The organism is Corynebacterium mendelii, from assembly GCF_017307055.1.
In the GTDB taxonomy this organism is placed as follows: Bacteria; Actinomycetota; Actinomycetes; order Mycobacteriales; family Mycobacteriaceae; genus Corynebacterium; species Corynebacterium mendelii.
Genome location: NZ_JAFLEQ010000016.1, coordinates 387,971 through 399,439, shown reverse-complemented (window position 1 = coordinate 399,439; position 11,469 = coordinate 387,971). Strand labels below are relative to the sequence as shown.

11 protein-coding genes are annotated in these 11,469 nt (G+C 63.6%); 1 reads left to right on the top strand and 10 read right to left on the bottom strand.

Annotated elements, in window-relative coordinates; genetic code table 11:
* Positions 1-90: 90 nt before the first annotated feature.
* Positions 91-552 (top strand): methylmalonyl-CoA epimerase, encoded by a 462-nt coding sequence (gene mce / locus JZY06_RS10110; RefSeq protein WP_207279411.1) that lies wholly within the window; start codon positions 91-93, stop codon positions 550-552.
* A gap of 172 nt (positions 553-724) precedes the next feature.
* On the opposite strand, the gene JZY06_RS10105 is transcribed toward mce, so the two are convergent.
* The 10 genes from JZY06_RS10105 to JZY06_RS10060 all read right to left on the bottom strand — a co-directional run bounded on the left by JZY06_RS10105 (position 725) and on the right by JZY06_RS10060 (position 11,466).
* Positions 725-1,009: a hypothetical protein gene (locus JZY06_RS10105; protein WP_207279410.1), complete on the bottom strand. Its 285-nt coding sequence runs from the start codon at positions 1,007-1,009 to the stop codon at positions 725-727.
* Positions 1,010-1,158: 149 nt separating this feature from the next.
* Positions 1,159-3,042 carry an ABC transporter ATP-binding protein gene (locus JZY06_RS10100; protein ID WP_242516889.1) on the bottom strand — a complete coding sequence of 628 codons (1,884 nt, stop codon included), beginning with the start codon at positions 3,040-3,042 and terminating at the stop codon, positions 1,159-1,161.
* Positions 3,043-3,143: 101 nt separating this feature from the next.
* Positions 3,144-3,464, bottom strand: coding sequence for a hypothetical protein (locus JZY06_RS10095; protein WP_242516888.1), 321 nt, complete (start codon positions 3,462-3,464; stop codon positions 3,144-3,146).
* A gap of 69 nt (positions 3,465-3,533) precedes the next feature.
* Entirely contained in the window at positions 3,534-4,346 is an 813-nt protein-coding gene (gene nucS, locus JZY06_RS10090) for an endonuclease NucS (RefSeq protein WP_207279409.1), read from the bottom strand.
* A gap of 151 nt (positions 4,347-4,497) precedes the next feature.
* On the bottom strand, positions 4,498-4,980 hold the full coding sequence (locus JZY06_RS10085) for a DUF2550 domain-containing protein (protein WP_207279408.1): 483 nt from the start codon (positions 4,978-4,980) through the stop codon (positions 4,498-4,500).
* Positions 4,981-5,694: 714 nt separating this feature from the next.
* Positions 5,695-6,069 (bottom strand): F0F1 ATP synthase subunit epsilon, encoded by a 375-nt coding sequence (locus tag JZY06_RS10080; protein WP_207279407.1) that lies wholly within the window; start codon positions 6,067-6,069, stop codon positions 5,695-5,697.
* Between the two features lie 14 nt (positions 6,070-6,083).
* Positions 6,084-7,532, bottom strand: a complete 1,449-nt coding sequence (gene atpD / locus JZY06_RS10075) for a F0F1 ATP synthase subunit beta (protein WP_207279406.1) — start codon at positions 7,530-7,532, stop codon at positions 6,084-6,086.
* A gap of 3 nt (positions 7,533-7,535) precedes the next feature.
* The gene (locus JZY06_RS10070) at positions 7,536-8,516 is read right to left on the bottom strand and encodes a F0F1 ATP synthase subunit gamma (protein WP_207279405.1); all 981 of its coding nucleotides are present in this window, start codon (positions 8,514-8,516) and stop codon (positions 7,536-7,538) included.
* Positions 8,517-8,573: 57 nt separating this feature from the next.
* A complete protein-coding gene (gene atpA, locus JZY06_RS10065; RefSeq protein ID WP_207279404.1) occupies positions 8,574-10,217 on the bottom strand; it encodes a F0F1 ATP synthase subunit alpha in 1,644 nt (547 codons plus the stop codon).
* Positions 10,218-10,650: 433 nt separating this feature from the next.
* Positions 10,651-11,466 carry a F0F1 ATP synthase subunit delta gene (locus JZY06_RS10060; protein WP_207279403.1) on the bottom strand — a complete coding sequence of 272 codons (816 nt, stop codon included), beginning with the start codon at positions 11,464-11,466 and terminating at the stop codon, positions 10,651-10,653.
* Positions 11,467-11,469 lie beyond the last annotated feature (3 nt).

Here is an 11,469-nt window from a genome sequence, read left to right as displayed (position 1 = left end):
GGGCAGGTGCGTGTGATTGTGTTTGTTTTCACGCGCCTCAGCTGTGTTTTCCGGCGGCCGGCGCCATGGTGCGGCGCTACACTGGGGAGCATGAGCCACAACATTTCCGATATCGACATCCCCCACGAGTACGTCATCTGTCTCGACCATGTGGGCATTGCCGTGCCGAACCTTGACGACGCCCTCGAGTTCTACCGCGCAAACTTCGGTTGGGTGTGCCTGCACCGGGAAACCAACGAAGAGCAGGGCGTGGAAGAAGCCATGGTGGGGCCGAAAAACCTCGGTGCCACCGACGGCCAGATCCAGCTGCTGGCACCGCTGGACGAGTCGTCGACAATCGCAAAATTCATCGACAAAAAAGGCCCCGGCCTGCAGCAGATGTGCCTGCGCACCAATAATCTGGATGCCCTCTCCGAGCATCTGCGCGCCCAGGGCACCCGGCTGCTCTACCCGGAGGCCAAAATCGGCACCGGCGGGGCACGCATCAACTTCTGCCACCCGAAAGATGCCGGCGGGGTGCTGCTGGAGCTGACCGAACCGCCTGCCAAGTAACCACCGCTGTTGCGGCCGGACACCGGGCCACCTGTGCCGGGTGGCAGGGTCACGGCCGCCTACGGCGCAAAACCCGGTGCCCCGGACTGTAGTCACACAGTCCGGGGCACCGGGATTGTTGTTTTCTGAAGGTTTTACCGCGGCATGTGATCGCCGGGGCGGGTGCGGGAGCCTAGATTTTGCGGCCGCGTTTGGGGTCGTTGCTCGGCCCGTCATGCTGCACCGGGTGCTTGAGAACCCGGGTGCGGGAAGGCTTGTCCGGTTTTTCCTGCACCGCGTAGAGCACCCCGTAGGCCACGGTCAAAGCGGCGGGCACAAGAAACAACGGGTTGACCACAAAACTGCCGCTGCCGTCGGCCATGATAAATGACAGGGCCAGCCCGAATATCACGACAATCGCCAAAAACCGCAGAATGGCCAGGCAGCGTTCCGGGTTACCGATTCCCAAAGCTTTCATGGTGTGTTTTTCTTCCTTCGTGGCATCCGACAAGCAACGGGGGTGAACTGATCGTTCAGTTATCCCTGCACGATACACCCCGGCGGGCACGGTGGCAGGATCCGGGCACAACCGGGCACGGGCTGCCGCCGGCCGGGGGGCGTGACCGGTCAGGTGATCATCTGCCCGTCGGCCAACCGGTGGTAGAGCGTCGATGATTCCATAAGTTCCCGGTGGGTGCCGCGGGCGCGCACCCGGCCGCGGTCCATGACCACAATCTGGTCGGCACCGGTGACGGTGGCCAGCCGGTGGGCGACAATGACCACTGTGGCTCCCCGGGCCGATTCCGCGATGGCGGCCTGGATCAGCTGCTCATTGTCGGTGTCGACGGCACTGGTCGGTTCATCGAGCAGCAGCACCGGCTTCGGTAGCAGCAACGCCCGGGCCAGTGCCAGCCGTTGGCGTTCCCCGCCGGATAAGCTGATCCCCCGGTCCCCCAGCACCGTATCCAATCCGCCGGTGCTGGCGAAGCGGTGGAAAAGATTGACTTTGTCCAGCACTTCCCGGCAGCGCCGGTCATCGGCGTCCGGATCCGCCAGGTGCAGATTGTCCCGCACGGTTCCGGCAATCACCGGCGCATCCTGGCCCACCCAGCTGATCCGCTGCCGGTGGGCGCTGCGGCTGACGTGGTCAATGGGTTCACCGGCAAACAGGATCTCCCCCTCATCGGGTGTGTAGAACTTCTCCAGCAGACTCAGCACCGTCGATTTCCCGGCCCCGGAGGGACCCACCAACGCTGTGGTTGTTCCGGCGGGCATGTCAATGCTGACCCGGTCGATCACCGCCACCCGGCGCGCGGCGCCGCTGGTGCCGCTGTCCTCCTCCCCGTCGGGTGCTGTGGTGTCTGCGACGGTGTAGGAGAAACTGACATTGTCCAGGGTGATCCGTGGCGGGGCGGATGACACTGCTGCCGGGTCCTTGCTGTGGGAGGGGTGGGCGGCGGGCTGGCCGGGGTGGCGTTGATCGGCGGCGTCGAGTTCTTTCTCGGTCGGTTCGTTTGTGATCTCCCCGATGCGCTCCAGGGCGGCCAGGGACTGGCGGATGGTGATCACCGCGGTAACCATCTGGCCCAGCGGCATGGCCACCATAAACAGCAGCAGCACGAAGCTGACCAGATCACCGACACTCATCTTTCCGGCGGCGACCCGCATGCCGCCGAACCCCAGGACCGTCAAAAACGCCACCTGCATCGCAAGTGAGGACACCGGCCGCAGCAGGGCGCTGATCCGGGCAATGGTTCTGCCCTGGTTGAAGGCTTCGGTGATGGTGGTGTTGAGATCCTCTTCCACTCTTTTGCCGCTTCCGGTGGCCAGCACTGTCCGGTAGGCGCCGAGAGTTCGGTCCAGATTGGCCCCCAGCTCGCCCACGGCCACCCGGGAGCGGGTGGTGGCCTGCTGGATTGCCCGGGAGGAGTAGACCACCAGGCCCACCGCCACGGCCACCACAGCCAGGACAACCCCCAGCATCAGCGGATCGATCAATGCCATGACCACGGTGGCCCCGGCGAAGGTGACCACACCGGCTACCGCCTGCACCATCCCGCCGTTGAGCGACTGGGCGATCAGGGTGGTGTCGGCCGTGACCCGGCTGATGACATCGCCTGTTCTGGTGCGGTCGTAGAAAGCCACCGGCAGCTGCAGCATGCGGTGGATGCTGTCGCGTCTGACCCCTGCCACGGCTTTTTCACCGGTGACGGTGAGAAGATAGGTTTTCCCCGCATTGACCACCCCTGCGGCCAGCACCAGCACCACCAGCAACCACACCAGGGTGTGCGTTGGTGCACCGCCGGAAAACCCGTCGACGATCCGCCGCACCACAATCGGCTGCGCCAGCGACAATCCCGCGGCGACAAGGCTGAGGACCAGGGCCACCGCAAGAGCGGTCTTATGGCCGGACAGAACCCGGCCGAGCATCCTCCACCCGCTGACGGCGGTGCCGCGGGTGGAGCGGGTGGGGTGATCGGTGGCAGCGGCGGTGGCGGTGTCGGTGTCCATATCCCCTACAACGCGCCACCGGCCGCATTTGCTTCCCGCAGGCCGGACAAATCAGCCGAAAGGCCTAGTCCCCCGGTTGCCCGTGGGTGCTGTTTGTCCCCCTACCGGCGCTGCCAGCATCCGCTGTGCCAGTGGCGGCGGTCCTCGACCCGGTGGCCGTGTTCTTTCGGCCAGGCGACAATGTGGGCCACACCGGGCGGGATGTTCTGGTTGCAGCCGGGGCACACATAGTATTTGGCCGCAGCCGATGAACCTATCCGGCGGACCAGGAATATCTCACCGTTGGACCAGGAGGGGCCGGGTTGTTCCCGGGTGCCGAAATAGACCGCCCCATCGCCGGGCAGCGGCCGTGGCAGAGCAGATGAGGGGGCCGATCCCGGGTGCCTGCGGCCGTGGCGTCGTGGATGATTTCGTCTGGGCATGTCAGCTCCGCGGTCCGGGGGGAAAGCCACCGGTTGTCGCCGGTGCCCCGCCCGGGGTGGTTGTGTTTTTTAAAAAAGCACCAAATCGTCGGTTTTCTTGCCCCGCAACTCATCGTAGTTGAGCACCACGCAGCGGATCCCGCGGTCCTCGGCGAGAACCCTGGCCTGCGGTTTGATTTGCTGGGCGGCGAAAATCCCTTCCACCGGGGCGATGGCGGAATCCCGGTTGAGCAGCTCAAGATAGCGCGAGAGCTGTTCCACACCGTCGATCTCCCCGCGGCGTTTGATCTCCACGGCCACGGTGGTGCCGTCGGCGTCGCGGCACAAAATATCCACCGGGCCGATCGGGGTGGGGTATTCGCGGCGGATCAGCCGCCATCCTTTGCCCAGGGTGTCGATCTGTTTGGCCAGAAGCTCCTGCAGATGGGCTTCCACCCCGTCTTTTTCCAGCCCCGGATCCTCACCCAGCGGCCGGGAGATATCGCTGTAAATCTCCTCGATGGTAATCGTCAGCGTTTCTTTCTTGGAGTTGCTGACCACCCACACCAGCGGGTTGTCACTGCTGATGGAGTCGCTGTCGATGCTCCGGGTGTCCATGACAGTCGAATCGACGGCCTCCGGACTCACGGCATCTGACTGCCCCGACTGACTGTTCTCGCCGGCGGTGGCGTCGTTGCCGTTCGCCGCACCGGCGGTTTCGGTGATGGTTTCGGCAATGGTGCACGGTGGGGTCATCCAGTTCAACGGCTTGTAGGCCCGGTCGTCGGCGTGGATTGACACGCTGCCGTCGGCTTTGATCATCACAAGCCGGTCGGCCATGGGCAGATGGGCGGTCAAACGACCGTCGTAGTTGACAGAACACCGGGCCAGAACAAGACGCATGGTTTAACAGGGTAACCGGTTGCCCCCGCCTCCGGCACCACAGCCCCGCCGAGTCGGTGGCTGCCACAGGTCACTGTCCGGGCAGACAATGGATCCCCGGGAAAACCCGGGTGCGCACAACCGGGGAAACAGGCGGAAAGTGGGGTCTTTTCTACGGGGTGCGTCCCAGCCGCATTTTGCCGGTCATCTTCGCGATCGGCTCATCATTGACCATGCTGCGCCGTTTCGAGGGCGCTGATTCCAGCCAGGAGGTCAGTGCGGTTTCACCGCGGAAGGTCATGGCCACCTCATAGGAGCGCTCCCCCACCGACACCGTCAGAACCCGCATGGTGGGATCGATGAACCCTTTTTCTTTGTCGGTCAGCTCCCGGCGGGAGGAGACAACAATATCGCCGCGCCCGACTTTGTTGTCGGGACGCGGCGAGAGGGAACGCAGTTTGTAGTACTTCAGGCAGCGGTCGTTGTAGCGCACCACACCATGACGCCAGCCGTGCAGGCCTTTGGCGGGAAGACGGCGCACGGCCACCAGGTTACCCACGGAGCGCAGCTTGATCATCCGGTAGGCAACAAGCAACACCAGGGTCGCCACTATCACAGTGACAATCCACAGGATTGCGGAATGGTCAGTACCCATCGTGCCTCACGCTCTCTCCGCGGCAGGAACACCGTCTCTCGCCGCGCCGGTTGCTGTCGGACAAGTGACCCGGAACAATCATGGTGACTGTGGGGTTTGCTGCCGGATTGTCCTGGTCATCCAGCCGCCGGCATGATTATTGCCTTGATTTTTTCTCCATCCCCCTCACCGCGCTGTGCTTGCGGGCGCAATTTCCTGCCACCTGCGGTGCGGGGGTGTTTTTTTAAGATCTTACCGACGACGAAACCACTGATGACAACACCTTTTCCACGGGGGTGACCAGCACCCGGTGTTCATCCCCGTCACAGGCTGACGCACGGGTGTCGACGACTTGGGGGAAAACACCGTCACAGGGTGTTTTTTATTATCCGAAAATCCTTCTAGCTGTTGTGTTTTCACCACCTGCAGCACGAAGGGGGAAGGTGGGCGGACGACAACCGTCCTTTCCGGGAGTGGCTTGTCCCGCCCCCGCCACCACCGCCTGCGGGGGTGGCACGAATCCCGGAACAGGTAACCCGATCGGTGTGGCCGCGTGCGGTGCGGGCGCACACGGCCCCAGACAGCACCCGGGGTTGTGCTGCTGTGCCGTGGAAGGCAATAACAACACTCCCCCCGCCGGCACACTGTGTGCCGACGGGGGGGAGTTGGGAGAAGGTATTCGGTTGTGTGTCACAGGTTCGTCGCGTGTACGCGGCGAGTTGTAGTCCAGGTGGGCTAGATCGGATTCGATGCCCGCTGCTGGGCTTTGAGCAGACCCTGGTTACGGCGGGCAACTTCCTCGTCCGCGTCCTTCGAGCCGGCTTCCGCCTCAGCGGCATTGACCTCGGTCGACCAAACGGCATCATCGGCCAGAATGGTGATCTTCTTCTTGCTCACCGACAGGAACCCGCCGTTGACCGCGGCAACCAATTTCTCGCCTTCGGCGGGAGTGATGGTCACAACGCAATCCTCGACCAGCTGGCCGAGCATCGGCTGGTGGCCGGGGTACACGCCGATCTCACCTTCGGTGGTCTGGGCCGTGACAAGCTTCGCTTGGCCTGACCAGAGCGAACGCTCGACGGCAACCAGTTCAGCGGCGATTTCAGCCATGGGGTGTTCCTGTCTTATTTCTTGTTGGACATCTTCTCGTAGGCCTTTTCGACATCGTCGAGGCCGCCGAGACCGTTGAAGGCCTGCTCCGGGTAGTGGTCGAACTCGCCGTCACAGATCTTTTCGAAAGCGTCGATGGTGTCTTCCAGCGGCACGTAGGAGCCGGGGATACCGGTGAACTTCTCCGCGACGAAGAAGTTCTGGCCGAGGAAGCGCTCCAGACGACGGGCGCGCTGCACGGTGATCTTGTCTTCCTCGGACAATTCGTCCATACCGAGGATGGCGATGATGTCCTGCAGTTCCTTGTTCTTCTGCAGAATGTGGATCACGCGCTGGGCGACCTCGTAGTGGCGCTCACCGACGATCGACGGCTCCAGAATGCGGGAGGTCGAGGTCAGCGGGTTCACGGCGGGGTAGATACCCTTCGAGGCGATCGCACGGTCGAGCTCGGTGGTGGCATCCAGGTGGGCGAAGGTGGTCGCCGGAGCCGGGTCGGTGTAGTCGTCGGCGGGCACGTAGACGGCCTGCAGCGAGGTAATCGACCGGCCCTTGGTGGAGGTGATCCGCTCCTGGAGAACACCCATCTCGTCAGCCAGGGTGGGCTGGTAGCCCACGGCCGAAGGCATACGGCCCAGCAGGGTCGAGACCTCGGAACCGGCCTGGGTGAAACGGAAGATGTTGTCGATGAACAGCAGCACGTCCTGGTGCTGCACGTCACGGAAGTACTCCGCCATGGTCAGACCCGACAGGGCGACGCGCATACGCACTCCCGGCGGCTCGTCCATCTGGCCGAACACCAGGGCGGTATCCTGCAGCACGCCCATCTCCTCCATCTCGAGGAAGAGGTCGGTGCCCTCACGGGTACGCTCACCGACGCCGGCGAACACCGAGGTACCGGAGAACTCACGCGCGATACGGGTGATCATCTCCTGGATGAGCACGGTCTTGCCGACACCGGCGCCGCCGAACAGGCCGATCTTGCCGCCCTTAACGTACGGGGTGAGAAGGTCGATGACCTTGATGCCTGTTTCCAGGATCTCGGTTTTACCTTCCAACTGGTCGAACGGCGGCGGGTCACGGTGGATGCCCCACTGTTCGCCGTCACGGCCCAGGCCCGGCTCGTCCAGGCAGTCGCCCAGGGCGTTGAACACGTGGCCTTTGACCACATCGCCGACCGGGACGGAAATCGGCTTGCCGGTGTCGGTGACCTCGGCGCCGCGGATCAAACCGTCGGTCGGGGCCATGGACACGGCACGGACGATGTTGTCGCCTAAGTGCTGGGCGGTTTCAAGGGTAATGGTTTTCGCCACAGCCTCGAGAGCGATCTCGGTGGTCAGGGCGTTGAACAGGGCCGGAAGCTCGCCGCGCGGGAATTCCACGTCGACGACCGGACCGATGACACGCACGACACGGCCGGTGGAGCCGGTCCGCTGCGTCTCGGGCTCTGAAAGAGCAGTAGTCATAATCTAGTCACTTTCTCCGCTTTCGGCGAGCGCTCCCGCGCCACCGACGATCTCTGTGATTTCCTGGGTGATCTGTGCCTGACGGGCCTGGTTGGCCACACGCGACAGGTCTTTGACGAGTTCGGTTGCGTTGTCCGTCGCCGACTTCATGGCGTTGCGGCGTGAGGCTGACTCACTGGCCGCAGCTTCCAGAAGCATGGCGAACAGGCCGCGGGAGACATACTGCGGAAGCAGCGCCTCAAGCAATTTGTCCGCATCCGGCTCAAACTCGTAGTCCGACTGCAGTTCGCCGTCGGGCTGGTCGAGCAGGTCCCCGCCGGTGTCGATCTCGTCGATCTCGACGATCGGTTCGATCGGCAGCAGCTGGTGCGCCCGGGCGGTCTGGCTGAGCATGGATTCGAACTCGCTGTAGACCACATGCAACTGGTCGAAGCCCTGGACGGGCTGGCCCTCCTCGCCGTTGACGCCCTCGCGCCATTTGACGGTGCCGGCGGAACCGGCCTCGAAAGCCTCGATCAGGTGGCGGCGCATCTGGTGGGTGGCTTTCCAGCCCGGGTCCTGTGAGAACCCGGTCCAGGAACCGGCGACCGGCTCACCGCGGAAGCGGTAGTAGCCGACACCTTTCTGCCCCGCCACGTACAGGACCACGTCGTAGCCCTTGTCCTCGAGCATGTTGCGCAGCTCTACGGTCTTTTTGAAGACGTTGTAGTTGTAGCCGCCACACATACCGCGGTCCGAGCTGACGACCAGAATGGCGGCGCGGTTGCCGCCCTCCCGCTCGCGCAGCATCGGGTGGTCGAGCTGGGTGGCCGAAGCCAGACGTTCGATCACATCATGGATCTCGTGGGCGTAGGGCTGTGATGCCTCCACCCGGCCCTGGGCTTTGGTGATGCGCGAAGTTGCGATCAGCTCCTGGGCCTTGGTGATTTTCTTCGTCGAGTTCACCGACTTGATGCGGCTTCTCAGTTCGCGAAGGTTAGCCATTGACCGTTACGCCTCCTTTCTTTCAATCCTTTTGGTCTCGGTCATGGGCGCCAGGTCCTATTTCTTGGTGGACTTGCGCTGAACCGTGATCTGGGATTTCTTGAGATCCTTTTCCTTCAGCGGATCGACTGCCTGCTCCTTGATGACCGGAGTGCCGTCGGTGGTCTGGAAGTTGCGCGAGAACTTCTCGGTCTCGGCCACCAGGGTTTCCTTCGACTCGTCGGAGAAGGCCTGGCCGCCGCCAATCTGGTCGTAGACCCCCTTGGCTGCATCATGCAGGTAGTCGTGGAGTTCAGCCTCGAAGCGGCGGACATCCTCGACGGGAACGTTGTCGAAGTGCCCTTCCGATGCGAGCCAGATCGAGACCATCTGGTCTTCCACGGCCATGGGGTTGTTTTCCTTCTGCTTGAGCAGCTCGACCAGACGCTGGCCGCGCTCCAGCTGAGCCTTGGAGGCGGCGTCGAGGTCGGATGCGAAAGCGGCGAAGGCTTCCAGATCGCGGTAGGCCGCGAGATCCAGACGCAGGGAGCCGGAGACTTTCTTCATGCCCTTGGTCTGGGCGGCACCACCGACACGGGAGACCGACACACCGACGTTGATGGCCGGGCGGACACCCTGGTTGAACAGGTCGGACTCGAGGAAGACCTGACCGTCGGTAATCGAGATCACGTTGGTCGGAATGAACGCCGAGACGTCATTGGCCTTGGTTTCAATGATCGGCAGAGCGGTCATGGAACCGGCACCCATGTCGTCGGAGAGCTTCGCGGCACGTTCCAGCAGACGGGAGTGCAGGTAGAAGACGTCACCGGGGTAGGCTTCACGGCCCGGGGGACGGCGCAGCAGCAGCGAGATCGCACGGTAGGCCTCGGCCTGCTTGGTCAGATCATCGTAAATGACCAGCACATGCTTGCCCTGGTACATCCAGTGCTGTCCCAGCGCCGCACCGGCGAACGGTGCCAGCCACTTAAAGCCGGCGGAATCGGATGCCGGGGCGGCCACGATGGTGGTGTATTCCAGTGCGCCGTGGTCTTCCAGGGTCTTGCGGATGGCCGCAATGGTCGACCCCTTCTGGCCGATGGCGACGTAGATGCAGCGCACCTGTTTGGTCGGATCACCGGATTCCCAGTTGGCTTTCTGGTTGAGGATGGTATCCAGACAAACCGCGGTTTTACCGGTCTTGCGGTCACCAATGATCAGCTGTCGCTGACCACGGCCGATCGGCGTCATCGCGTCGATGGCCTTGATGCCGGTCTGCAGCGGCTCGTGCACCGGTTTACGCTGCAGCACGTCGGGCGCCTGCAGCTCCAGGACACGGTCCTCTTCTTTGTCGATTTCTCCCAGGCCGTCGATCGGCGCGCCCAGGGGGTCGATCACGCGGCCGAGGAATGCATCCCCGACCGGGATGGAAAGGACCTCACCGGTCCTTTTCACTTCGTCGCCCTCTTTGAGTGTCTCGTAGTTACCCAAAACCACCACACCGATTTTGTCGGTGTCGAGGTTCTGCGCGACGCCGATGACGCCGCCCGGGAACTCAAGCAGCTCATTCGCCATGGTGGACGGGAGGCCCGAAACCTGGGCGATACCGTCCGCCGCGGAAATAACCACGCCGACCTCCTCACGGGAGGCCTCCGGGGAGTAGCTCGAGGTGTAGTTCGCTATCGCGCTACGGATCTCATCGGAGGAGATCGTCAGCTCCGCCATGTTCTTCCTGCTCTCGGTTATAGTCTTCCAGCAAATTTATTGTCTTGTGTCTTTATGTTCGTGCCAGTCGTGCCGGCCGGGTGCGCCCTTGAAAAAACGTTGTCTCGAAAAACGGGCACCGGCGCCGCCGCGTGCTGGTGTTTCCCTTACCTCCCGCCGCGGTGTGTCTCCCCCACACCCCGGCGGGCGGTCACACCCGCCGGGGCGGCACGGTCACGTGCCGGGAGATCGTGGCTGTGTGGTTTTTTCCCGCCCTTCCCGCCGGGAAAACCGGAAGGGTCGGGCAGACCACAGAAAGGGAAAATGCCAGCTTTTTCAGTTGTAGGCAACAAGGCCGGGTGCTTTTTCCGCCGTCCCTGTCACACCGGGTGCGGATGTTGTGGTTGCCACAAACACCGTCGCGGTGGTGTGCGCCGGGCCGGCGGCGGGTGCATCAGGCCATCGCGGCTTTGAGGCGTTCGAGTTTTCCGGCTGTGGAGCCGTCGATCACCTCGGAGCCGACCCGGATGGTCATGCCGCCGAGAAGGCTGGTGTCAGTCTCGGTGTGGATGACCATCTCGCCGCCGTAGATGCGGCCCAGTTTCGTCTCGAGTGCCTGCCGCTGGTCGGCGGTCAGGGGCGCTGCGCTTGTCACCCGCGCGACCCGCTTGCCGCGGGTGGCGGCGGCGAGTTCGCTCAACGAGGAGATGTCCTCGATGGGGCCGTGCTCCCGGCGGGCAACCGCCTGGAGTGCCAGCGCTTCGGTGTACGGCGTGACTTTGCCGTACAGCACCGAGGCGAGAAGGGACCGTTTCGCGGTAGCGGGTGCGGTGCGGTCGACCAGCAGCTGGGTCAGCTGCGGTTCACGTTCCAGGATGCGCGCCAACCCGAACAGCTCTTGTTCAACCTGTTCGAGTTTCCCGTCGAGCTGCGCCGCCTTCAACATGGCGCGGCGTCCGAGCTCAACGAGTCCGGCGCGCTGCTCCTTCGGTGTCGACCAGACATCCTCGGCTGCGGTGACGAGCACATCAAGTGTGATCTCACCGACCTTGCCGCCGAAGACGTCCCGCGCGAGCTGCGCACGCTGCCCGCCGGTCGTCGATGCCTCGGCGACCGCCACGCGCAGCGCACGGTCGGAGTCGAGCACCTCGACGCAGTCGAACAGTTCGGTGCCGGTTTTCGCGGCGTCGGCAACCGAGTCCGCACGTCCCAGAAGGGAGTCCAGATGGTCGACGCACCGTGCCAGGGCACTGCGGCTTGCTGCGTGCATGTC

What these genes read in the sequence shown, in the direction of transcription:
- nucS (WP_207279409.1), bottom strand. Translation starts at nt 4,346, where the DNA reads ATGCGTCTTGTTCTGGCCCGGTGTTCTGTCAACTACGACGGTCGTTTG.
- JZY06_RS10080 (WP_207279407.1), bottom strand. Translation starts at nt 6,069, where the DNA reads ATGGCTGAAATCGCCGCTGAACTGGTTGCCGTCGAGCGTTCGCTCTGG.
- JZY06_RS10070 (WP_207279405.1), bottom strand. Translation starts at nt 8,516, where the DNA reads ATGGCTAACCTTCGCGAACTGAGAAGCCGCATCAAGTCGGTGAACTCG.
- atpA (WP_207279404.1), bottom strand. Translation starts at nt 10,217, where the DNA reads ATGGCGGAGCTGACGATCTCCTCCGATGAGATCCGTAGCGCGATAGCG.
- JZY06_RS10100 (WP_242516889.1), bottom strand. Translation starts at nt 3,042, where the DNA reads ATGGACACCGACACCGCCACCGCCGCTGCCACCGATCACCCCACCCGC.
- atpD (WP_207279406.1), bottom strand. Translation starts at nt 7,532, where the DNA reads ATGACTACTGCTCTTTCAGAGCCCGAGACGCAGCGGACCGGCTCCACC.
- JZY06_RS10105 (WP_207279410.1), bottom strand. Translation starts at nt 1,009, where the DNA reads ATGAAAGCTTTGGGAATCGGTAACCCGGAACGCTGCCTGGCCATTCTG.
- JZY06_RS10085 (WP_207279408.1), bottom strand. Translation starts at nt 4,980, where the DNA reads ATGGGTACTGACCATTCCGCAATCCTGTGGATTGTCACTGTGATAGTG.
- JZY06_RS10060 (WP_207279403.1), bottom strand. Translation starts at nt 11,466, where the DNA reads ATGCACGCAGCAAGCCGCAGTGCCCTGGCACGGTGCGTCGACCATCTG.
- mce (WP_207279411.1), top strand. Translation starts at nt 91, where the DNA reads ATGAGCCACAACATTTCCGATATCGACATCCCCCACGAGTACGTCATC.
- JZY06_RS10095 (WP_242516888.1), bottom strand. Translation starts at nt 3,464, where the DNA reads ATGCCCAGACGAAATCATCCACGACGCCACGGCCGCAGGCACCCGGGA.